The organism is Acinetobacter sp. A3 (genome assembly GCF_012371415.1).
Lineage (GTDB): Bacteria > Pseudomonadota > Gammaproteobacteria > Pseudomonadales > Moraxellaceae > Acinetobacter.
On sequence record NZ_JAAZQW010000014.1, the window covers coordinates 1 to 22,748 of the forward strand.

Genomic DNA, 22,748 nt, shown 5'->3' on the forward strand with positions numbered 1-22,748 from the left:
CCAAGGGTTGTAAAAGGAAAACCTCAAAAATACCCAAGAAAAAGCCAGTCAATCTCTTAACTGACTGGCATTACTCATATTGAGCGGCTTTTGACTTTGCAGACAATCATCAAGATTATTTGTTTTTGTCTTTAAGTTGTGGCACAGCAGAACCTGTACCAATCGACAATAAACCTGAGTTTGTGTACAAGCCTAATTTTGCACGCGTATCGGTAATGTCAAGGTTACGCATTGTCAACTGACCAATACGATCCATTGGCGTAAACATTGAATCACCTTTTTCCATCGTTAAACGCTCAGCTTCATAAGTGAGGTTTGGAGATTCAGTGTTCATGATGGTGTAGTCATTACCACGACGTAATTCTAAAGTCACAGTACCTGTAATCGCTTTTGCTACCCAGCGTTGTGCAGTTTCACGTAGCATCAGTGCTTGAGAGTCGAACCAGCGACCTTGATACAATAAACGACCTAAACGTAAACCGTTAATGCGGTATTGTTCAATCGTATCTTCGTTATGAATACCAGTCACTAAACGCTCATAAGCAATGTGCAATAACGCCATGCCCGGTGCTTCATAAATACCACGAGATTTCGCTTCGATGATACGGTTTTCGATTTGGTCAGACATACCCAAACCATGACGACCACCAATACGGTTGGCTTCAAGAATTAACTCAACTGGGTTTTCAATGCGCTGACCGTTTAATGCAACTGGCATACCTTCTTCAAAAGTCACAGACACTTCTTCTGCTTTAACTTCAACGTCATCTTTCCAGAACGCCACGCCCATGATTGGATCAACAATTTTGATGCCAGCATCAAGATATTCTAGGTCTTTGGCTTCGTGTGTTGCACCTAGCATGTTTGAGTCAGTTGAATAGGCTTTTTCTTTTGACATTTTATAGTCAAAGCCATTATCGATAAGAAATTGTGACATTTCCGCACGACCACCTAACTCATCAATAAAGGTTTGGTCTAACCAAGGCTTATAAATTTTAAGCGCTGGATTAGTCAATAAACCATAACGGTAGAAACGCTCAATATCGTTACCTTTATAAGTTGAGCCGTCACCCCAAATGTTGACGTCATCTTCTTTCATAGCGGTAACCAACATGGTGCCCGTAACTGCACGACCAAGCGGTGTAGTGTTAAAGTAAGGCATGCCGCCTGTGCTGATATGGAATGCACCACATTGAATTGCAGCAATACCTTCTAAAGCTAACTGTAAACGACAGTCAACCAAGCGTGCTTTTACTGCACCGTATTCTTCTGCTTTCTTTGGAATGGCATCATAGTCATCTTCATCTGGCTGACCCAAGTTTGCGGTATACGCATACGGTTCAGCGCCTTTTTGCTTCATCCACAATAAAGCAGCTGAAGTATCTAGACCACCAGAAAAGGCGATACCGACTTTTTTGCCTACTGGTACATTCTGCAAGATAGTTGCATTATCAGTCATTGCTAGTCCTAACTTTTTTAAAATAGGCACCACATTTGGTGGCCAAGGAGAATTCTAAACTGCAAATTATAGCACTCTTTAAAATGCTTGTTTTCGTTTAAAAAGCGCATTTGATAAAAAAATCAGGTTCTCGCTTAAATTTTCATTTAGAAATGGCAAACTGAGGATAGAAGATGATAATCAAAACAGATATTTTTTGGGCATCATTAAAATGCTCTATTTTTAACAGTTTGAGATCAAGGAAAGCGGTAGATTGACGTTTGCGCCACACAGTCGAACTTTAGAGTCATAAACAGTTTATAAAAATCAGTTAAAGTATTCATGCAACAAGTTGCAAAGCTAATTATATAAGGATTCATCATGACAACTCGCTATGCAAATATTCTAAAACCATTACATTTAGGATTTACCACCATCAAAAACCGTGTCGTGATGGGTTCAATGCACACGGGCTTGGAAGATCGCTTTTATAATTATCCAAAGCTTGCAGCTTATTTTGGTGAACGTGCCAAAGGTGGTGTGGGCTTGATTATCACAGGGGGTATTTCACCTAACCGTCAAGGCTGGTTATTGCCTGCAGGTGGCACCATGAATACCCTGGGTGATGTTGCACCACATCGACTAGTGACACACGCGGTACATAAGCACGGTGCCAAAATTTTAATGCAAATTCTGCATGCAGGGCGCTACGGCTACCAACCCTTTGTGGTTTCTGCAAGTCCAATCAAGTCACCAATTTCACCATTTAAACCCCGTAAAATGAGTGAAAGACAAATTTTAAATACCATTCAGGACTACGCCAAAACTGCCAATTTAGCCAAAATGGCGGGCTATGATGGTGTAGAAATTATGGGCTCTGAAGGCTATTTGCTGAATCAGTTTTTAAGCCGTCATGTCAATCAGCGTGAAGATCAGTGGGGCGGTTCGATTGAAAACCGTATGCGTTTTGCTTTAGAAGTGGTGAAAGCCATTCGTGCTGAAGTTGGTGAAAAATTTATTATCTGCTTCCGTTTGTCTATGCTCGATTTAGTGCATGATGGTAATACCATGCAGGAAGTAATTACAGTTGCCCAAGCGTTAGAGCAGGCAGGGGTGAACTTGCTCAATACCGGTATTGGCTGGCATGAAGCACGTATTCCAACTATTGTGACATCTGTACCGCGTGCTGCTTTTGTGGATTACACAGCCGAGGTGAAAAAGCATGTTGAAACTCCTGTGATTGCCTCTAACCGTATTAATATGCCTGATACAGCAGAAGAAATTTTGGCAGCAGGTAAGGCGGATATGATTCAAATGGCACGCCCATTATTGGCAGATGCGTTTTGGGTCAATAAAACTGCAACCAATCGTGTCAATGAAATTAATACCTGTATTGCTTGTAACCAAGCGTGTTTGGATCATACTTTTAAAAATCAACGTGCGACCTGTCTCGTCAATCCACGTGCAGCTTATGAAACTGAATTGGTCTATGAAAAAACCAAACAGCCAAAACGTATTGCAGTAGTCGGTGGTGGTGTTGCGGGAATGTCTGCAGCTACAGTTGCTGCTAGCCGTGGGCATCAAGTGACTTTGTTTGAAGCAAGCAATGAAGTGGGCGGACAATTCAACTTGGCGAAAGTTGTGCCAGGGAAAGAAGAATTTCACGAAACCATTCGCTACTTTAAAGTACAAATTGAAAAAACTGGGGTCGATTTACGTTTAAATACCAAAGTGAATCGTGAACAACTAGAACGTGAAGGTTTTGATGAAGTTGTAATTGCAACAGGTGTGGTACCACGCGCCTTAAAAATTGAAGGGAGCGATGCACCGCAAGTATTGTCTTATGCTGAAGTATTGCGTGGCGCACCGGTTGGTCAAAAAGTTGCTGTCATTGGTGCGGGCGGTATTGGTTTTGATGTATCCGAGTTTTTATTAAAACCTGAAAATCAGCCACAGCCGCAACCATTAGTAGATTGGCAGCGTGAGTGGGGAGTAGATCCAAATCCTAACTATGTGACCGAAGGCGGGATGTTGGCTGCAGAAGTACATCCACCTATTCGTGAAATTTACTTATTACAGCGTAAAACTACAGCTTTAGGCGCGGGTTTGGGTAAAACATCAGGTTGGGTGCATCGTGCACAATTGAAAAAACATGCAGTGCGTATGTTACGTGGGGTGCAGTATAAAGCCATTAGTAACGAAGGTTTGTGGATTGAAATGGCTGGGCAATCGCAACTGTTGCGTGTAGATAGTATTGTCGTCTGTGCAGGGCAAGAATCTGTAAAAGACTTAATGCCGAAGGCAGATGAAAACACCTTGGCAAACTATCACATTATTGGCGGTGCGAAACTTGCTGCAGAGTTGGATGCAAAACGTGCTATTCGTGAAGGCGCAGAGTTGGCAGCACAACTTTAAAAAGTTTAGGTGCTATGCTGTTGTTTTGATGAAACATACAGATAATTTGGTGAAACAATATTCATTTGAATGACTGGGTGCTATTTTTTACTTGTCATCAAATCAAAAGCTTCGTATGATTGCGCACATGGAAGCGTGGCAGAGCGGTTTAATGCACCGGTCTTGAAAACCGACGAGGGTGTGAGTCCTCCGTGAGTTCGAATCTCACCGCTTCCGCCAAATATCAGCAATAAAGCCCTGACAATGTCAGGGCTTTATTGCTTTTGGGTTATGCAATGTAAGTAGCATAGACAAAACATATTCAGATTATCTCAGCTCGAATAGTCATCCCGAACAACACAAGCTATCATAAGCAGGCAAATACACATGGGATGGCAATATGAAAATCATTGCAGATGAAAATCTGGCATATACCGATTATTTCTTTGCAGATTTGGCAGAAATACAGCATAAAGCAGGGCGCCGCCTGACGCATGAAGATGTTCAAAATGCCGATGCATTATTAGTCCGTTCCGTTACCCAAGTGAATGCAGTACTCATTCAAAATACTCCGCTTAAATTTATTGGCAGCGCCACCATTGGTACTGACCATCTGGATATTCCTGCGATAGAGCAACACGGTATTGCATGGTCAAATGCCGCAGGTTGTAATGCGCAAGCGGTGAGTGAGTATGTGATTACCGCATTGCTTCATCTCAAGCCTGAATTACTACATGCCAATCAAAACTTTACGCTTGGTGTGATTGGGTTAGGTAATGTCGGTTCCAGATTGGTCAAAATGGCACAATTGTTAGGTTGGAATGTAATTGCACATGATCCTTTTGTGCAACTGCCACAGGTTCAACAATTCAGCTTGGACGAATTATTAAAACAGGCAGACGCTGTCTCTATTCATGTGCCTTTAACTGATACGGGAGAGCATCCAACTTATCACTTAATTAATGCAGCACGATTGGCATGTATGAAGCCTCAAGCTATTTTAATTAATTCTGCACGCGGGCCAGTGGTTGAAGAAGCTGCGTTAATACATGATATTCAGCGTACCCAGCGTCTAGTGGTACTAGATGTGTTTGAACACGAACCAGAAATTTCCGCAGAACTGCTAGCTTTACTGGCTTTGGCAACGCCACATATTGCGGGTTATAGCTTGGAAGGTAAAGCGCGAGGTACTCAAATGATCTATCAGGCGTTCTGTCAAACTTTCGGTTTGGAAGCAAATAAAACGTTTGAAAGTCAGTTGCCTGCTTGTGAAACCTATTTTCAAAAGCAAGACCTGAAAAGCAGTTTACAAGCACATTTAACTCAAATTTATAATATTGCACGAGATGATGCCAATTTACGTGCTTGCCTAAAAGATGGCAAAGTCGAGCAGCAGGCTTTTGATCATTTAAGAAAAACCTATCCTTTGCGTCGTGAATGGGCAGCACATGGGGGCCCGCAGGCATGAGTTCGATAATTCAGTATCAACCCACCTGTGATTTAAACAGCATGCGTGCGCGTGCCAAACTTTATGCACAAATTCGTCAGTTTTTTGCTGAGCGTGAGGTGCTTGAAGTTGAAACACCCGTGTTATCACAAGCAGGGGTGACCGACGTCCATTTGGCTTCTGTACAGGCACTTCGTCATGTGCAGGGCAAACTACATACGCATTATTTGCAAACTTCTCCTGAATTTGCCATGAAGCGTTTATTGGCAAGTGGCAGTGGGCCGATTTATCAAATTTGTAAAGTGTTTCGTGATGATGAGCACGGTCGAAAACACAATAGCGAATTTACCATGTTGGAATGGTATCGCCCTGAGTTTAGTCTGAAGGATTTAATGTTTGAGGTCACAGATTTGCTAAATCTGACTTTAGAACAGCGTTTTGGCGAAGTGCGACCTACGCTGCTGAGTTATAAACATGCATTTATGGATCGTTTAGATTTAAACCCACTGCAGGCGAGTCTGCAACAACTGAAAGATTGTTGTCATCGACTTGGGTTGAATTTGGACTTGGGGGATGACCGTCTAGGATATATCGATCTGTTATTCTCTCATTTTGTTGAACCGAGTTTAGGGTTTGATGCACCTGTTTTTTTAATCGATTTTCCACCTGAGTTGGCTTCATTGGCTAAAACAAAAAACGATGCAGATGGTGAATTGGTCGCTGCTCGCTTTGAGTTATATATCGAAGGTTTAGAACTTGCAAACGCCTATGATGAGCTGATTGATGCAGCGGTATTACGATCACGTTTCGAGGCCGATAATGCTGATCGCGCACAACTCGGTTTGCATTTGATGCCAATTGATGAATATTTGTTGGCAGCTTTGCCCAATATGCCTGCTTGTTCAGGTATAGCCTTGGGGATAGATCGTTTACTAATGGTCGCAACAAAACAGATGCGTTTAGAACAGGTGATTAGTTTTCCTGCTCAATTGGCTTAAAGCATGATGCTGGGGCATCATTAGGTTTCGGCAGAGCTTGATATTGAATTTGATTGAGCAGATAAAACCTCAGGGCTCAGATTGAATAAAAAGCCGCTAGTTGTATTGCTAGCGGCTTTTTATTTAAAACTGGTCTAGGTAAAGAGATGAGTCAATAGTTTAAGCGGTGACTGCTAAATGGCGTGCTTTTAATTGCTCAATGGCTTTAATGCGTCGTTCAATCAGCATTTCACCAATATCTGGGCCTTGAATATCCGCAGGTAAGTCCTGCGCTTTGATGCTTCGCACAACTTGTACGGCCTCTAACACATATTGCGCTTGCGGGTAGTCACGATCTTCCAAACCTAAGCGACCTCGTGAGTCACATTCACAGGCTTGTACAAAGGCTTCGACTCGCTCAGGGCGACGTAATACATCTAAACGCTGTAATAAACGCCATAAAGTGCCAGGCTTTAAAGTCAGCGCCTGATGGCATTTTAAATGCTCCTTACATACTGCAAGTGCCAGTTGTTTGGTGTGCGTTGGTACCTTAAGTCGCTCACACACTTCTGTGACAGGTTTTAAACCACGTTCTTCATGCATGATGTGACGTGGCAATTCGTCTGCAGGGGTCAGGGCTTTGCCTAAATCATGTAGAAGCACTGCAAAACGTACATCCAGTGAATAATTGGCACGACAAGCTTGCTGCAGCGACATCATGGTATGCAAACCACTGTCAATTTCAGGGTGATACTCAGGACGTTGTGGAATACCAAACAGTGCATCCAACTCAGGGAATAAAACTTTTAAAGCACCACAGGCACGTAAAGTTTCAAAATAAACATCAGCACGTTCTTCCATCAACGCACGCGAAGTTTCTTTCCAGACACGCTCCGGTGTCAGCGCCTGTAGTTCGCCTGATTCTGCAAGTTGCTGCATTAGCAACAAGGTTTCAGGGGCAACCTGAAAACCCAAGCCGTGATAACGTGCAGCGAATCGTGCAATGCGTAATACACGCAAAGGGTCTTCTGCAAAGGCATCAGACACATGACGCAGGACTTTATTGCATAAGTCTTGCTGCCCACCGTACGGGTCGTAAACAGTGCCTTCATCATCCATCGCCATAGCATTGATGGTCAGGTCACGACGAATTAAATCTTCTTCTAAAGTCACACTCGGGTCTGTATAAAACTCAAAACCATGATAACCATGACCCGACTTGCGTTCAGTTCGGGCAAGTGCATATTCGTCTTTGGTGTCTGGGTGTAGAAAAACAGGGAAGTCTTTGCCCACAGGCTGAAAGCCTTGAGTCAGGAGTTGGTCGGGCGTCGCACCAACTACAACATAATCTTTTTCGTGATAGGGGTGACCGAGCAAGTGATCTCGAACTGCACCGCCTACTAAATAAACTTGCATGAAAAAACCTCTATTCTTCAAGCAATCATGCTACAGAATAGAGGTTTTCTCAAGTCCATAATTCTGAGTCAATGGCTCAGAATTGCATGGAGTATCTATAAATTATAGGCTGTCACGTTCCGTTTGTTGAATTTCAGCAACGGTTAACGCAGTCATATTCACTACACGACGTGTCGTAGCAGTTGGCGTCAAGATGTGTACAGGTTTCGCTGCACCCAATAAGATTGGGCCAATTGTGACATTGTTACCAGAAGTAGATTTCAACAAGTTAAATGAAATATTTGCAGAATCTAAGTTAGGCATAATCAACAAGTTTGCAGAACCTTTGAAGCGTGAGTTCGGGAAAGCAAATTGACGGATATTTTCGTCTAATGCTGCATCACCGTGCATTTCACCTTCAACTTCAAGCTCAGGTGCAATTTCGCTCAAAATTTCAAACACTTTACGCATTTTTTGTGCGCTTGGGTCTTGTTGGTCAGAGCCAAAGCTAGAGTGTGACAATAAAGCAACACGTGGTGTCATACCAAAACGACGTACTTCTTCAGCAGCCAAAATAGTCATTTCAGCAAGCTGCTCAGCAGTTGGGTTGGTGTTGACATAGGTGTCTGCAATAAACAGGTTGCGGTCTTCAAGCATTAATGCATTTAGGGTAAAGAAGTTGGTACGGCCTTCTTTTAAACCAATTACATTTTTCACGAAATCAAGGTGAATGTCATAGCTTGAGTAAGTACCACACAACATACCATCTGCTAAACCGTGTTTCACCAACATTGACGCAATAAGGGTAGAGCGACGACGTGCTTCACGTTGTGCATACTCAGGTGTAACCCCTTTACGCTGCATAGTGGTGTAATAATCTTCTGCGAATTTTTCGTAATTTGGGTTGTTTTCCTGATCAACGATTTCAATATTGACACCGTGTTCAAGACGTAAACCTAATTTTTTGATATTCGCTTCAATGACCGCAGTACGACCCACCAAAATTGGTTTTGCCAAGCCTTCATCTACTGCAATTTGTACTGCACGCAATACACGTAAATCTTCACCTTCGGCATAAGCAATACGTTTTGGATCAGTTTTAGCCTGTGCAAAAATTGGCTTCATCATAAATGCTGAGTTGTAAACAAACTCAGATAGACGTTGACGATACGCTGAGAAGTCTTGAATTGGACGGCTTGCAACGCCAGAGTCCATTGCTGCCTGAGCAACAGCAGGTGCAATTTCAAGAATCAAACGCTGATCAAGCGGACGTGGAATTAAATAGTCACGACCGAAAGATGCAGATTTTTCACCATAGGTAGCGGCATCCGCTTCGATGTGCGCCATACGCGCAATGGCATGTACACACGCAATTTTCATTTCTTCGTTGATGGTGGTTGCACCCACATCTAACGCGCCACGGAAAATATACGGGAAGCACAGTGCATTATTCACTTGGTTTGGATAGTCAGAACGACCTGTTGCCATGATGACATCTGGACGTACTTCGTGCGCATGTTCAGGCAAAATTTCTGGGTCTGGGTTGGCCAAAGCAAAGATGATTGGATTTTCAGCCATTTCTTTAACCATGGCTTTGGTCAAGATTCCTGCTGCAGAAAGACCAAGGAACATATCAGCACCGCCAATGACATCGGCAATTTGTGTTCCTTCAATATCTTGCATATAGCGTTTTTTCGACTCATCTAAACCTTCACGCTTAGTGGTGATTAGGCCGCGAGAGTCAGCAACAATGATATTTTCTTTTTTTGCACCCAAGGCACATAACAAGTCCAAGCAAGATAGTGCTGCTGCACCTGCGCCTGAAGCGACGATTTTAATTTCATCAATTTTTTTGCCATTGAGTAACAAGGCATTGAGCAGGGCAGAACCTACAATAATTGAAGTACCGTGTTGGTCATCGTGGAACACAGGAATGTTCATGCGTTCACGTAGTTTTTTCTCGATGTAGAAACATTCTGGCGCCTTGATATCTTCAAGGTTAATCCCACCAAAAGTCGGTTCTAACGCGGCAACAATATCGACAATTTTGTCTGGATCATTTTCAGCAATTTCAATATCAAAGACATCGACACCAGCAAACTTTTTGAAGAGTACGCCTTTACCTTCCATTACAGGTTTAGAGGCTAAAGGACCAATATTCCCTAAACCGAGTACAGCTGTACCGTTACTGACTACAGCAACCAAGTTACCACGTGCGGTGTAAAGTGCTGCTTTTGAAGGATCACGTTCAATCTCTAAACATGGTGCTGCGACACCTGGGGAGTAAGCGAGCGCTAAGTCACGTTGATTGACCAGCTGCTTACTTGGTGTAACGCTGATTTTTCCTGGTGTTGGAAATTCGTGATAGTAAAGTGCCTGCTGTTTTAATGATTGATCGTCCATCTGAATCTCGTATGTGACAAGTTAGCCAGCGGTGCTGGTGGATTTTTATGAATCCTATCGAATATACCATTACTTGCCCTATTAGCACAGTCGTTGCTGTTTATTTTTAGAGCAAACTTAGAGCTTTCGGGTCTAGTTTCAGATTAAGGAGCTATAAGCGCGTGAGTCCTGACGTGCTTGTAGAAACAGCGTTGCTTCCTGTTCAGGTAAAGGCTTGGAAAATAAATAGCCTTGCGCAATGTCACATTTCAAATTCTGCAAATACTGTAACTGCTGTTCAGTTTCAATCCCTTCAGCCACCACACTCATGCCCATGGCTTTGCCCATAGCAATCATGGCACTAACAATGGCTTCTTGTTTGGTATTCCCAATTTTAGAAACAAAGCTACGGTCTATTTTTAAACTGTCAATTGGGAAGTCTGTTAAGTAAGAAAGTGAAGAATAGCCTGTACCAAAATCATCTAAGGCGATATGAATATCACGTTGTTTAATTTCATCTAATAAAGACTTCACGGTTGTGGAGTTTTCCACTAAAGAGGATTCGGTAATTTCTAATTCTAAGCTTGCACCTGAAATTTGATAGGTATTAATCGCATCATCTAAATCTTGCAGCAATTGACCACGTTGCAGTTGTTGTGCAACTACATTAACCGATACTTGGATATGATCAAAACCTAACAGATTCCATTCACGAATTTGCTTGGCAGTTTGTTGAATTACAACCCGACCAATATCGGAAATTAAACTGGTTTGTTCCGCAATAGGAATAAATAGGTTCGGTGGAATAATGCCTTTGGTTGGATGTTTCCAGCGCACCAATGCTTCAAACCCAACTACCTGATAATTATGGAAATCAATTTTAGGTTGATAATATACAATTAACTCATCATTTTTAATGGCTTGGCGTAAGTCACGCTCTAAATGCACATCTTGTTCTAGCAGTTTGGTGTTGTCTAAAGCGTAATATTTAACGGTATTACCACCCAAACGCTTGGCTTCAGACAAGGCTTGTTCTGCACAATTATTCAGATAATCCAGCTGGCGTCCATGTTCAGGATAGAGGGAAACCCCCATCGACAGGGTAATAATATGTTCTTGTCCCTGCACATTAAACGGCAAATTAAAGGCTTTGGTGATGCGTTCACAGTGCTGCTGTATAGAAGGGCGAATATGAGAAATTTCATACACAATTGCAAAATCATCGCCATTTAAGTGCGCGACAAACAGCGCTTCGGCATTGGTGATGCGTAAACGCTGCGCCACTTGACGGAGTAATTCATCGCCACCATTATTGCTTAAATATTCATTTAAAGGTCTGAAACGGTCAATATTGAGTCGAATGACCGCCAATTGCTGCAATGAATCTTGCTGCGAAATAAGATATTGATGTAGTTGATAATTATAGTAAAAGCGATTAGGCAAGTCGGTCAGTGGGTCGTAATTTTCTAAATAGGATAGACGTTGTTCTTGTAGTTTATGTTCGGTTAAATCAGACACAATCCCAATATAATTAATAATGCGGTTTTGCTCATCGGTGACGGCATTGATATGCACACGAACTGCGAGTTCTTTACCAGAGCGGAATCTTGTATTCATTTCAGCATCATATTTACCTGTGCTGAGCAATTGTTGAAGAATTTCTTCTTGCGTAATGCGTTGATGTGCTTTGTGGGACTCGACCAAATCAAACAGATATTTGCCTAAAATATGGTCGCGTTTAAATCCGCTCATTTGTGCATAGAATGGATTGGCTTCAATATAGCGTAGGTTTTCATCTAAAATAAAAATACCTTCGGCTGCCTGTTCAAGTACGCTGGCAGTGAGTTTTAAGCGTTCTTGCCCAATCCGTTCTTGGTGAATGTCACGGCGAATCCCCACCATGCGTAAAGGTTTATTGGTGACAGGATCACGCTCAATCACCCGCCCAATATCATGCACCCAATACCATTGACCTGAACTATGTTGTACGCGATATGTGGCTTGATAGCGTTCAGTTAGACCCCGTAAATGTTGTTTCATGGTTTGGTGAAAGTGCGGAATATCATCAGGGTGAATCAGTTGCTGTAATTTATTCCGATGCTGTTTAGTATTCTCTAAAGGAGTTTGCTGTGCGCCACTACCAAAGACAATACTGCGTTGCCGTATATTCCAGTCCCATGCTTTTAGACCTGCGGCTTCATGTGCCAAAATTAAACTATGTTGTTGATTGATTAAATCTTGGTGCGTTTGTTCTAAGTCAAAGGTACGTTCTCTTACTTTTTGTTCTAGCATTTGATTGTTGAATTGGAGTTGCTGCTCAATGTCTTTGGACTTGTTCATTTCAGCTTGTAATTGTTGGCAGAGCTGATCTGTCCATTCCACTTGTTGTTCGGCCGTTTTTTTGAATTGGTTGTTTTTAAAATAAACACTCGATAAACGCCGATGCATGTGCATAGAAGTATTGGCGCAAATGAGCAAGGTAATGAGAGCAAAGTTAGTGGCCACGAAAAAGAAGGCCGAGTTTTCTGTGCGAATTAAAAATTGCGCAGCGATATAAGGTAAAATCGCAGGTATAAACACCCAACAAAAATAACTGAGACGTTGCGTTAAGAAGGTCAGGGCAAAGGTCTGACTGACAATAATCAGCAATGCCGCTAAAATAATGGCTTCGTAGCTGCTGAGTTCAAGATTGTGCTGCGGCAAATAGTAGTACAGTAAGCTGACGCCAAATGCGATGGCCGTGCCTGTCAGAAAACATACCAATTTTAACCAGCTATGCGCATGCTCTAGCTGATATTGTCCTGCTTTAAAATGGACTGCGGTTAAAAGTAGACACGAACCTATGGTTAATTCGGTCAGAATAAACCACACATTAAAATAAATAGATGAATGAGCAAAAGAATATTGGTAAATAAAAAACACATACAGACAGACAATTGCGATGCTGACTAAAAAAAAGCGCAGCAGTCGAATCGTATTGGTTATTTGCGCAGCATATAAATATTGCTGTAACAACTCATCCTGAACGTCTGACATATATCCCCAAAGTCTAACAAATGATCAAATGACTTCTATTTTTAAATAACTTGTTGCTGCTAAAATTCTCGGTGTTTTGTGATTGAATTTTAGACAGATATTTTTAATATATGGCTTGAGATTAATCATGTAAATCGTAAAAAGCAACGTGTTTACAGGGTAAATCTGCAAAAACAGATAAATTATTTATCCATCGTATAATTTAGAATCGATAATGCTACTACTGGCGCGGTTTCAGTGCGTAAAACACGTGCGCCAATACACCAGTTCTGAAAGCCAACAGCGTTTGCAGCAGCAATTTCAGCTTCACTTAATCCACCTTCAGGGCCAATCAATAGAGCAAAATCTTGGCTTGCGTTATCCAATACATTCACTTGTTCTTTATTCGGCGCAAGAACCAGCTTGGTGTGTGGTAAATCACCATTCAACCAGTCAGATAGACTTAAGGGCGCTAAAATTTTAGGCACAAGATTCATACCGCATTGCTCACAAGCTGCAATGGCAATACCTTGCCAGTGATCCAGTTTTTTTTGATCTCGATCATATTTCAAACGCATTTCACAACGCTCTGAAGTCAGCAACTGAATTTCAGTCACCCCAAGCTCCACTGCTTTTTGAATTGCGTAATCCATACGGTCACCCTTGCTCATGACTTGACCTAATACAGTGCTAAAGCGAGGTGTGCGATTGTCTGGATTGAAGTCTTGAACTCGGACACAGGCTGTTTTTTTTGCAATTTCGGTAAGCTCAACCTGATATTCACCACCTTGTCCATTAAACAAGGTGGCGCAATCACCCACTTGAGCACGCAAGACTTTAACCCAGTGATGAAATACTGTTTCAGTCAGATCAACTTGCGTATCTACTACTAAATCAGCCTCAATATAAAAACGGGGCATAGGTCTTACTCGTTCAGGTGAATAAAAGGTAAAGGATTAAGCCAAACCAAGATCAGTCACTAGCTGACGTGTTGGTTCAGTATTGTTCATGGTATAAAAATGCAAACTTGGTGCACCACCTGCAATTAGGCGTTCACATAGCTTGATAATCACTTCATGGCCAAAGGCTTTAATTGACGCAGTATCATCGCCATAAGTTGCCAACTGTTTACGAATCCAGCGTGGAATGTCTGCACCTGTGCTGTCAGCAAAGCGGATTAAATTGCTGGCATTGGTAATAGGCATAATGCCTGGTGCAACAGGAATATTCACCCCTTGTTTTTGAATACGTTCTATGAAATAGAAGTAAGCATCTGGATTGAAAAAGAGCTGGGTAATGGCAGCATTTGCACCTGCATTGACTTTGGTCACAAAGTTTTGAATGTCGTGATCAAAGTTATCTGCTTGAGGATGCATTTCAGGATAAGCCGCAACTTCAATGTGAAAGTAATCACCTGAATGTTCGCGAATAAAGCGTACCAAGTCCGATGCGTATGGCAATTCGCCTAAACCCACCTGACCTGAAGGTAAATCACCACGTAAAGCCACAATACGATCAATACCTTGTGCTTTATAGATATCAAGCAATTCAGCAATGCGTGCTTTATCATCACCAATACAAGATAAATGCGGTGCGACAGGTGTGCCTTTACCATTTAAATCACTAATGGCCGATAACGTGCGCTCACGCGTTGAACCGCCAGCACCATAAGTGATTGAGAAAAATTCAGGTTTTAGAAGTTGTAATTCTTGATGTACAACTTTGAGTTTTTCTGCACCTACATCGGTTTTAGATGGGAAAAATTCGAATGAAATAGGAACTTGTTTCGACATAGTTAAATCCTTTTTATAAATACTTATTTGTATTCTTTCACCTCTCCTAAATCCTCTCTTGCGCTGGGTTTAAAAGCAGTGCTTTAAACTTGCTCAGGAGAGGACTTACCCTCGAATACATTCATTAAACAATGAATAATTTCCTCTCTTGCGCTGAACTTCAAAGCAGTGCTTGAAGTACGCTCAGGAGAGGGTTAGGGAGAGGAATTGAAAACTTAGTATTTATAAGCGTCCGCTTTAAATGGACCTTCAACTGCAACCCCTAAATAGTCCGCTTGAACTTGGGTCAATTGAGTTAATACACCACCGAAACCAGCAACCATTGCTGCAGCAACTTCTTCATCTAGTTTTTTAGGTAAGATTTCAACACGAATAGCTGCTTGTTTTTGCTCTGCAGGTAGGTCTGCAAATTTTTCTGCAAATAAGTGCATTTGAGCCAACACTTGGTTTGCAAATGAACCATCCATAATGCGTGATGGGTGACCTGTCGCATTACCCAAGTTCACTAAACGACCTTCAGAAAGTAAGATTAAATAATCGTTTTCGTTTTCTGAACGGTACACTTGGTGTACTTGAGGCTTCACTTCAACCCACTTATAGCCACGTAGGTAGTTGGTGTCGATTTCAGTGTCGAAGTGACCAATGTTACATACAACCGCACCTGCTTTTAAGGTATCAAGCATGGCAGCATCACACACGTGATAGTTACCTGTAGTGGTCACAATCAAGTCAGTGTTTTGAAGAAGTTCTTGGTTGACATCGGCTTTGTTGCCTGTTTGCACGCCATTGTTATATGGAGATACAACTTCGTAGCCATCCATACATGCTTGCATTGCACAAATTGGGTCAATTTCAGAAACACGTACAATCATGCCTTCTTGACGTAAAGATTGCGCAGAACCTTTACCTACGTCACCATAACCAATCACTAATGCACGACGACCAGACAATAGCATGTCTGTACCGCGTTTGATTGCATCATTGAGCGAGTGGCGGCACCCGTATTTGTTGTCGTTTTTAGATTTCGTCACTGAGTCATTGACGTTAATGGCAGGTACTTTTAAAGAACCATCTTTCCACATTTCAATCAGACGTTGTACGCCAGTTGTGGTTTCTTCGGTAATACCGTGAATACGCTCTAATAATGCAGGATATTTCTCATGAACAAGTGCAGTTAAGTCACCGCCATCGTCCAGAATCATATTGGCATCCCAAGGTGTGCCGTTTACATTAATTTGTTGCTCAAGACACCATACATATTCTTCCTCAGTTTCGCCTTTCCAAGCAAAAACAGGCACGCCAGATGCTGCAATTGCTGCCGCAGCATGGTCTTGAGTAGAGAAGATGTTACAAGATGTCCAACGAACTTCTGCGCCTAATTCAACCAATGTTTCAATTAAAACAGCAGTTTGAATGGTCATGTGGATACAGCCGAGAATTTTCGCGCCTGCAAGTGGTTTTGCAGCTGAGTAGCGTTTACGCAAGCCCATTAATGCTGGCATTTCAGCTTCTGCAAGTTTGATTTCTTTACGGCCAAAATCAGCTAGGGTGATATCGGCAACTTTATAATCTGTAAATGAAGCATTAACCGCGTTCATCACGATCTCCTTAAAAAAACAATTGATCATTCAGTTCGCGGATGCCGTTTCTTGCATAGCAATGGATATGCTACGCTGGTCGAGCCTGGCGATTTTACATTTAGTGCCTGTAAAACGTCGCAGCATCCCTCGACTAGCGCAATATTGTACTTGGAAATTGATTTAGTTCCAATCATGTTTTGTTTATTATCAACACAATTATATTTTGGGGCGAAAGCATGGCGGTGGAGCTTCCTTCTGAATTGGCAGAGCTTGAAGCCAATTGTGGTATTTACGCGGTTTGGATGTTATTACAACATTTAGGCATTGATGCCGATATTCAACAATTAATTGATGTCTGTGGCTATACACCTGAGCAGGGTACAACCACGATTGGTCTGGCAGTTGGTCTGAAAAAATTCGGTTTTAATGTGCAGTTTTACACAGACCCTGACCCTGATCTACAAGATTCAGAAAAGTTGAGTTATACAAAAGCTGAACAGCTAAAATTGCCTATATTAGCGCCTATTGCTTATACCCAAATTCAGCAAGCCTTTGATGCAAATAAATTTGTGATTGTGTATTACGATACTTTAGACGGTGAGGGCAATCATTCACTGGTATATTCAATAGACGAAGCTGAAATCTGTTTTTTTGACAGTTTTGAGCCTATGCCTGCGGCTGTTTTTGAGCAACAACGTCAGCAAGCAGGTATTTGCAGACAAGTGATTGTGGTAGATGTTTAAAATATGATTGAAATGTCTTTCAATAATCCAAAGTGAAAGCAGCAAATCTATCAAAGCCGATCATTTGATCGGCTTGAAAGAAAAATTATTGCAGCTATTGGGCAGCATCGGCTTTTTGTGTCCAATAATCTGCTTTGGTTTCATCTGCATCTACACCCAAAGCATTTTCATAAATAAAAGCAAGGTCACGCATGGCTTGTACTTCGCCTAGTTCCGCAGCTTGCTGAACCAGTGCGACTGAACGTGCGACATCTTTATCAACGACATCGCCACGACGGTAAAAGCCCGACAGTTCTAAAATTGCAGCAGGGTGTTGCGCATCACTGGCTTGTTTAAGCCAAAAAAAGGCCTGGTCAAAGTGATATTTGGCATCTTCAGGGTCATCTTCCTGCACATCTTTTGCATATACAGTATAGCCTTCACCAAGCCAATACATGGCTTCAATATGTCCATTACTTGCCGCTTTGAGTGCCCATTCTTCGGCCAGTTCAATATCTTCATCAAAATCGCTTTGCATATACAGCACGGCAACTTCAAACTGAGCTTCAGCTTGCCCAGCAATCGCGCGGTTAATTAGTGCAGTAGGAATAGAAACAGATTCTGACATAACGCCATCCAACACAATTTTGAACTTTTGAATGAGCGATAGCCTAAAAGGTCTTGCATGAAAAAGCTATCTTTATTGCAGAGGTTTGGTGGGTTGATCTGCAAGGGAAGAGTGTTGTATTTGATTGGTTAAAATTAAGTGAATAACAAAAAATCACTTGAGTCAGAATGGCTTGCTTCAATATGCTTAATTTGAATAAGACATGATGAGAACAATAAGATGGTAAAATTTTTGACTGCTGAGGAAGCGAAAGTCTATTCAGATCACGCCCACCTTGATATTGAATTGTATAAACAGCGTTTGGCTATGTTGATTGAGGAAAATGCCAAACAGGGTAATACGGCAGTTTTGGCTGTGTTACCTAAACATTTACCTTTGGAAGATATTCGCAATTTATCGGCTGAACTGACTGACTTAGGTTATCAGGTACGTTTTGAGCTGAATGAGTTTTTCTATAGTTTTAATGTGTATTGGATTTAAGATCAAAACTGTCGATATTTCACTGTATGCGTTCAGTGAAATGTCGACAGTTTTTATAACTTCTTAGCTTGCACTTAAGTGTTGGTGGTATGTTCAGCCAACACTTCTAAAGCTGCACGAAAGGCTTCCTGTGTTGCAGGTGCACCGCAATAAGGTAGGCTGTGTAGCAAAACTTCCTGAATTTCTTCTACACTTGCGCCATTATTCAGCGCACCACGAATATGTCCTTTTAATTCGGTTGGGCTTTTTAGCGCTGTTAAAAATGCAATGGTAATTAATGAACGATATTTACGAGGTAATACACCTTCACGTTGCCAAGTTGAGCCCCAAGCATGTTCGTTAATCCAGTCCTGTAAAGGTTGGGTAAACGGCACAGTATTGTCTTGTGCACGTTTTACAAAGCTTTCGCCCATAACTTCTGTGCGGACTTTTAAGCCATTTTCATAATCTTGTTGTGACATTTTGCTAGCCTTATTTTATTGTTTGAACTTAGTAGATAGATTAACAATTTATGGGCACAACACCATTCACACTTGGTCGTAGACATTCAAAACATGTTCAGATCGACTTATTGAAATCTATTCACAAGGCATAAAAAAGCCCCAGACATCGAGTTGGGGCTGTTTTGGCTTTATCGCAAATTTGGAAATAAGCGAGTGTTAAGCCTCAATGGTTTGCACGCTAATTTTTTTAGCAGGGTCTGCTTTTCGGCGTACAGTTGGAACAGGTTCGCCATAGTATTGACGGTCTGCAAAATAACTTGAACGCACCATTGGTGCTGCCCAAATATTTTTAAAGCCAAGCTTTTGACCATGTGCGGTGTAGCGTTCAAATTCTTCTGGTGTTACAAAACGGTCAATTGGCGCATGTTCTTTAGACGGTTGCAAATATTGGCCAATGGTCACGTAATCTACGTCGTGCACCTTAAGATCATCCAATAACGCAATCACTTCTTCTTCAGTTTCACCAATGCCCACCATCAAACCACATTTGGTTGGAATATCAGGACAGTATTCTTTAAACATTTTGAGTAAGTTTAAAGAGTGTTGATAGTCTGAACCTGGACGCATGGCTTTATATAAACGTGGCACAGTTTCAATATTGTGGTTGAAAACATCTGGCGGACATTCAGTCATAATGCGTAGTGCAATATCCATACGACCACGGAAGTCTGGCACCAAAATTTCCAATAAGGTGTTTGGACTGAGCGCTCGGGTTTCTTTAATACAATCTACAAAATGCTGCGCACCGCCATCTAATAGGTCATCACGGTCTACAGAGGTGATCACGGCATATTTTAAGCCTAAATTGGCAATGGTTTCTGCCATGTGACGTGGCTCTTCAGGGTCAAGCGCATTTGGTCGACCATGGGCAACATCACAGAATGGGCAGCGACGGGTACAAATATCACCCATAATCATAAAGGTTGCAGTACCACCACCAAAGCATTCAGGTAAGTTTGGGCAAGCGGCTTCTTCACAAACGGTATGTAATTTTTGCTGACGCAAAGTGGTTTTAATGCGTTGAACTTCTTCAGGTGCCGTCATTTTGACCCGAATCCAGTCAGGCTTGCGAGGCGTTTCAACCGTAGGAACAACTTTTACAGGAATACGTGCGACTTTTTCAGCACCACGGAGTTTGACACCCTGTTCAGGTTTACGGTTTGCAGACATATTCAACTTTTCCACTGTTTTTGAAGGGGAGAGATTTAGTATGGCTTACATTTTACAGAATGTTGAAGCAAAATATGCCAATTCCAACATGCACGGTAAAATGTCAACGAACATTCATCATAAGAGCATATTATTATAACGAAATTGTGCTTAAATTGGGTAAAAACGATATTCATATAAAAAATGTGGTTATCACGTAATATATGCACACTAAATACAGAAAATTCAAACGATTTACGTCATAATATGGCCCATTGAAAAGATAGATTTAAAGAAAAGGAGCGTTGAATGCCACGTAAAAAAGAGGTCGTTAGTGGAACTTTCGTGAAGTATGATGCGGTCGTTCTCGGTTCAGGCCCTGCGGGTGAAGGCGCGGCAATGAAACTTGCCAAATCAGGTAAGCGTGTTGCGATTGTAGATATTCGTGAACAACTCGGTGGTAACTGTACGCATGTGGGTACAATCCCGAGTAAAGCACTGCGTCAGACGGTGTCTAATATTATTCGTTACCGTCGTGACCCAATGTTTAAAAAAATGGGTGACTGGCGTCAGTTTACCATGAAGCAAGTGCTTCAAAGTGCACATAAAGTAATTCAACAGCAGGTTGAAACGCACTCACGCTTTTATGATCGCAACGAAATTGCGATTTATCATGGCCGCGCTTATATTCAAGATAAAAATACAGTTTTGGTTTTTAGTGCAGATGGCATTAAAGAAACCATTATTTGTCAGCAAATTGTGATTGCAACGGGTAGTCGCCCATATCGTCCTGAAATTTTAGATTTCAACCATCCACGTGTATTTGATTCAGACAAAATTTTGGATTTGGACTTTTCTATCCAAAAAATTATTATTTATGGTGCAGGGGTAATTGGCTGTGAATATGCATCTATTTTTATTGGTTTAGATCACAAAGTCGATTTGATCAATACACAGCATAAATTACTCAGCTATTTGGATGATGAAATTTCCGATGCGCTGTCTTATCACTTACGTGCGCAGGGTGTGTTGATTCGCCATAATGAGCAAATTGATCATTTAGAAACTTTTGATGATCACGTGGTTTTATACTTGCAAAGCGGTAAAAAAATCAAAGCCGATGCAATTCTGTGGTGTAACGGTCGTTCAGGTAATACCGATGGTTTAGGTCTTGAAAATGTTGAACTCAAGCCAAACAGCCGTGGTCAGTTAACAGTCAATGATCAATATCAAACCGAAGTAGATAATATTTATGCTGCGGGTGATGTGATTGGTTGGCCATCATTGGCATCTGCTGCGTATGACCAAGGTCGTTGTGCAGGTGCAAATATGAGTGGCGAAGAAAATGTGGTACCTGTGACTGATATTCCAACGGGTATCTATACCATTCCAGAAATTTCTTCGATTGGTAAGACCGAACAGGAGTTAACTGAAGAGAAAATTCCGTATGAAGTCGGTCAGGCGTCGTTCCGCCATTTAGCACGTGCGCAAATTACCGGTGATACTGTAGGTGAATTAAAAATTCTGTTCCACCGTGATACATTGGAAGTGTTAGGTGTGCATTGTTTTGGTAATAATGCCGCAGAGATTATTCACATTGGTCAGGCCGTGATGAATAGCCCGAACAATACAATTAAGTATTTTGTTGAAACAACATTTAACTATCCGACTATGGCTGAAGCCTACCGTGTAGCAACTTTAAATGGTATGAACCGCTTATTCTAAATTGCTGCAACATCGTTTAAAGTTCATTAAAAAAGAACCCGTAAAGTTTAGGCTTTACGGGTTTTCTTATTCTAAGTTATTCGTTTGGTGTTTTAGTTTTGGTACGTCATTTTATTTGAGTCCAATAATGGCTCGGTACAATGTCTGCATGATGAGTAAGTTAAAATGGTCGACTATCCGCCAAACTAATTCTTTTAAGTAAGCGCCGTTGCTCGGCAGGGAATGGCTCCCTAGAGTGTAAGGTCACTTGATTGTCCCAAAATACCAAATCCCCTTGTTCCCAATGATGGGTGTAGCGGAAGGCTGGCTTTAAAATATGTGCACGTAGCCGAGCAATTAATTCACTGCCTGCCTGATCATCATAATTGAGCAACTCCACTTCAGAATGGGTGTTCAGCCAAAGGGCTTTACGTCCAGTTTCAGGATGGACTCTCACCAAAGGATGTGGATAGCCATGACCAACAATAGGTTGATCATGAAAACGATATAGGGGCGAATTACCATAGCTACCCGTTGCAGTCGTATTTTGCGCACGAACAAAAGGGTTGTATGTAATGAGTTGAAGGTGATCAATTTCCGCTTTGGTGGTTTCATCTAAGGCATCGTAGGCTTTAATGGTGTTGTACCATGTGGTTTGTCCGCCTTGTTCTGGGATTTCTATAGCGTAGAGCAGCGAGGCAAAAGAGGGTAAAGGTGTCCATTGATGGTCTGCATGCGGTTTAAGTTCTGCATGTCCCGTATAATCACCTTGTCCAACAGCATTAGATACCGGTACAACATCGGGAGGTGTACCTGTGTCGGCTTGACTGCCCAAAACAGGATTGTCTGAACTTGGGCGGAAAATAGAACCAAAGTAACTGGCAAATGCTAAATACTGTAAATCATCTAGCTGTTGTTGTTTAAAAATCAAAACTAGATGTTGTGCCAAAGCTTGTTTTAGACGATAAATTGTTGCACCTGTTTGGGCTTTTTTCGCATCTAGCCCTGTCACGACAGCACCTAAGGCAGCACCTGCTAAAGGTTGTATTTGAATATCATTAGGATTTTGTAATGAATCGGCTTGATGCCAACGTGGTGCATCATGAATCGCTTGAGAAAGCGGGCTTAGACTGCTCATTGG

Annotated in this window: 17 protein-coding genes and 1 tRNA gene; 7 read left to right on the top strand and 11 right to left on the bottom strand. The window is 41.8% G+C overall.

Translation table 11 applies throughout. From position 1 onward, the window contains the following. Positions 1 to 115: 115 nt before the first annotated feature. Positions 116 to 1,459, bottom strand: coding sequence for an argininosuccinate synthase (gene argG, locus HHA42_RS06470; protein ID WP_168525845.1), 1,344 nt, complete (start codon positions 1,457 to 1,459; stop codon positions 116 to 118). A 360-nt stretch (positions 1,460 to 1,819) separates the two neighbouring features. On the opposite strand from argG, the gene HHA42_RS06475 reads away from it, so the two are divergent. The 4 genes from HHA42_RS06475 to epmA all read left to right on the top strand — a co-directional run bounded on the left by HHA42_RS06475 (position 1,820) and on the right by epmA (position 6,277). Next, positions 1,820 to 3,853 carry an NADPH-dependent 2,4-dienoyl-CoA reductase gene (locus tag HHA42_RS06475; protein WP_168525847.1) on the top strand — a complete coding sequence of 678 codons (2,034 nt, stop codon included), beginning with the start codon at positions 1,820 to 1,822 and terminating at the stop codon, positions 3,851 to 3,853. Between the two features lie 129 nt (positions 3,854 to 3,982). Beyond that, positions 3,983 to 4,072 (top strand) — tRNA-Ser (locus HHA42_RS06480). A 160-nt stretch (positions 4,073 to 4,232) separates the two neighbouring features. After that, on the top strand, positions 4,233 to 5,300 hold the full coding sequence (locus HHA42_RS06485; protein ID WP_168525849.1) for a 4-phosphoerythronate dehydrogenase: 1,068 nt from the start codon (positions 4,233 to 4,235) through the stop codon (positions 5,298 to 5,300). Beyond that, positions 5,297 to 6,277: an EF-P lysine aminoacylase EpmA gene (gene epmA / locus HHA42_RS06490; protein WP_168525851.1), complete on the top strand. Its 981-nt coding sequence runs from the start codon at positions 5,297 to 5,299 to the stop codon at positions 6,275 to 6,277. The genes HHA42_RS06485 and epmA overlap by 4 nt, the downstream gene beginning before the upstream one ends. A gap of 159 nt (positions 6,278 to 6,436) precedes the next feature. Here the strand turns inward: epmA and HHA42_RS06495 are convergent, their stop codons facing one another. The 6 genes from HHA42_RS06495 to ahcY all read right to left on the bottom strand — a co-directional run bounded on the left by HHA42_RS06495 (position 6,437) and on the right by ahcY (position 16,439). Beyond that, the gene (locus HHA42_RS06495; protein ID WP_168525853.1) at positions 6,437 to 7,672 is read right to left on the bottom strand and encodes a multifunctional CCA addition/repair protein; all 1,236 of its coding nucleotides are present in this window, start codon (positions 7,670 to 7,672) and stop codon (positions 6,437 to 6,439) included. Between the two features lie 102 nt (positions 7,673 to 7,774). Beyond that, positions 7,775 to 10,054 (bottom strand): NADP-dependent malic enzyme, encoded by a 2,280-nt coding sequence (locus tag HHA42_RS06500; RefSeq protein WP_168461193.1) that lies wholly within the window; start codon positions 10,052 to 10,054, stop codon positions 7,775 to 7,777. Between the two features lie 138 nt (positions 10,055 to 10,192). Further along, positions 10,193 to 13,069, bottom strand: a complete 2,877-nt coding sequence (locus HHA42_RS06505) for an EAL domain-containing protein (protein ID WP_168525855.1) — start codon at positions 13,067 to 13,069, stop codon at positions 10,193 to 10,195. A gap of 182 nt (positions 13,070 to 13,251) precedes the next feature. Continuing rightward, positions 13,252 to 13,968 (bottom strand): 16S rRNA (uracil(1498)-N(3))-methyltransferase, encoded by a 717-nt coding sequence (locus HHA42_RS06510; protein ID WP_168525857.1) that lies wholly within the window; start codon positions 13,966 to 13,968, stop codon positions 13,252 to 13,254. Positions 13,969 to 14,004: 36 nt separating this feature from the next. Beyond that, entirely contained in the window at positions 14,005 to 14,841 is an 837-nt protein-coding gene (gene metF / locus HHA42_RS06515) for a methylenetetrahydrofolate reductase [NAD(P)H] (RefSeq protein WP_168525859.1), read from the bottom strand. A gap of 215 nt (positions 14,842 to 15,056) precedes the next feature. Next, a complete protein-coding gene (ahcY, locus tag HHA42_RS06520) occupies positions 15,057 to 16,439 on the bottom strand; it encodes an adenosylhomocysteinase (RefSeq protein ID WP_136144189.1) in 1,383 nt (460 codons plus the stop codon). 218 nt (positions 16,440 to 16,657) lie between these two features. On the opposite strand from ahcY, the gene HHA42_RS06525 reads away from it, so the two are divergent. Then, a complete protein-coding gene (locus HHA42_RS06525) occupies positions 16,658 to 17,164 on the top strand; it encodes a cysteine peptidase family C39 domain-containing protein (RefSeq protein ID WP_168525861.1) in 507 nt (168 codons plus the stop codon). 94 nt (positions 17,165 to 17,258) lie between these two features. Here HHA42_RS06525 and HHA42_RS06530 read toward each other — a convergent pair whose 3' ends face one another. Beyond that, positions 17,259 to 17,771 carry a tetratricopeptide repeat protein gene (locus tag HHA42_RS06530; protein WP_168525863.1) on the bottom strand — a complete coding sequence of 171 codons (513 nt, stop codon included), beginning with the start codon at positions 17,769 to 17,771 and terminating at the stop codon, positions 17,259 to 17,261. A 219-nt stretch (positions 17,772 to 17,990) separates the two neighbouring features. Here HHA42_RS06530 and HHA42_RS06535 point away from each other — a divergent pair, with 219 nt between their 5' ends. Beyond that, positions 17,991 to 18,251: a hypothetical protein gene (locus HHA42_RS06535; protein WP_136144186.1), complete on the top strand. Its 261-nt coding sequence runs from the start codon at positions 17,991 to 17,993 to the stop codon at positions 18,249 to 18,251. Between the two features lie 74 nt (positions 18,252 to 18,325). On the opposite strand, the gene HHA42_RS06540 is transcribed toward HHA42_RS06535, so the two are convergent. Together HHA42_RS06540 and lipA are read right to left on the bottom strand one after the other, a co-directional pair. Next, the gene (locus tag HHA42_RS06540) at positions 18,326 to 18,712 is read right to left on the bottom strand and encodes a carboxymuconolactone decarboxylase family protein (RefSeq protein ID WP_136144185.1); all 387 of its coding nucleotides are present in this window, start codon (positions 18,710 to 18,712) and stop codon (positions 18,326 to 18,328) included. A gap of 198 nt (positions 18,713 to 18,910) precedes the next feature. After that, positions 18,911 to 19,924: a lipoyl synthase gene (lipA, locus tag HHA42_RS06545; protein WP_168525865.1), complete on the bottom strand. Its 1,014-nt coding sequence runs from the start codon at positions 19,922 to 19,924 to the stop codon at positions 18,911 to 18,913. Positions 19,925 to 20,212: 288 nt separating this feature from the next. Here lipA and sthA point away from each other — a divergent pair, with 288 nt between their 5' ends. Then, complete coding sequence (sthA, locus tag HHA42_RS06550; RefSeq protein WP_168418062.1) at positions 20,213 to 21,628, top strand: Si-specific NAD(P)(+) transhydrogenase; 1,416 nt, start codon at positions 20,213 to 20,215, stop codon at positions 21,626 to 21,628. Between the two features lie 160 nt (positions 21,629 to 21,788). Here the strand turns inward: sthA and HHA42_RS06555 are convergent, their stop codons facing one another. Then, the gene (locus HHA42_RS06555) at positions 21,789 to 22,745 is read right to left on the bottom strand and encodes a TauD/TfdA family dioxygenase (protein WP_168525867.1); all 957 of its coding nucleotides are present in this window, start codon (positions 22,743 to 22,745) and stop codon (positions 21,789 to 21,791) included. Between the last annotated feature and the right edge of the window lie 3 nt (positions 22,746 to 22,748).

Bases quoted from the DNA above. Each gene is read 5' to 3' on its own strand.
- ahcY (WP_136144189.1), bottom strand. From the start codon at position 16,439: ATGAACGCGGTTAATGCTTCATTTACAGATTATAAAGTTGCCGATATC.
- HHA42_RS06475 (WP_168525847.1), top strand. From the start codon at position 1,820: ATGACAACTCGCTATGCAAATATTCTAAAACCATTACATTTAGGATTT.
- argG (WP_168525845.1), bottom strand. From the start codon at position 1,459: ATGACTGATAATGCAACTATCTTGCAGAATGTACCAGTAGGCAAAAAA.
- sthA (WP_168418062.1), top strand. From the start codon at position 20,213: ATGCCACGTAAAAAAGAGGTCGTTAGTGGAACTTTCGTGAAGTATGAT.
- HHA42_RS06495 (WP_168525853.1), bottom strand. From the start codon at position 7,672: ATGCAAGTTTATTTAGTAGGCGGTGCAGTTCGAGATCACTTGCTCGGT.
- epmA (WP_168525851.1), top strand. From the start codon at position 5,297: ATGAGTTCGATAATTCAGTATCAACCCACCTGTGATTTAAACAGCATG.
- HHA42_RS06540 (WP_136144185.1), bottom strand. From the start codon at position 18,712: ATGTCACAACAAGATTATGAAAATGGCTTAAAAGTCCGCACAGAAGTT.
- HHA42_RS06530 (WP_168525863.1), bottom strand. From the start codon at position 17,771: ATGTCAGAATCTGTTTCTATTCCTACTGCACTAATTAACCGCGCGATT.
- lipA (WP_168525865.1), bottom strand. From the start codon at position 19,924: ATGTCTGCAAACCGTAAACCTGAACAGGGTGTCAAACTCCGTGGTGCT.
- HHA42_RS06535 (WP_136144186.1), top strand. From the start codon at position 17,991: ATGGTAAAATTTTTGACTGCTGAGGAAGCGAAAGTCTATTCAGATCAC.
- HHA42_RS06525 (WP_168525861.1), top strand. From the start codon at position 16,658: ATGGCGGTGGAGCTTCCTTCTGAATTGGCAGAGCTTGAAGCCAATTGT.
- HHA42_RS06555 (WP_168525867.1), bottom strand. From the start codon at position 22,745: ATGAGCAGTCTAAGCCCGCTTTCTCAAGCGATTCATGATGCACCACGT.
- metF (WP_168525859.1), bottom strand. From the start codon at position 14,841: ATGTCGAAACAAGTTCCTATTTCATTCGAATTTTTCCCATCTAAAACC.
- HHA42_RS06505 (WP_168525855.1), bottom strand. From the start codon at position 13,069: ATGTCAGACGTTCAGGATGAGTTGTTACAGCAATATTTATATGCTGCG.
- HHA42_RS06510 (WP_168525857.1), bottom strand. From the start codon at position 13,968: ATGCCCCGTTTTTATATTGAGGCTGATTTAGTAGTAGATACGCAAGTT.
- HHA42_RS06485 (WP_168525849.1), top strand. From the start codon at position 4,233: ATGAAAATCATTGCAGATGAAAATCTGGCATATACCGATTATTTCTTT.
- HHA42_RS06500 (WP_168461193.1), bottom strand. From the start codon at position 10,054: ATGGACGATCAATCATTAAAACAGCAGGCACTTTACTATCACGAATTT.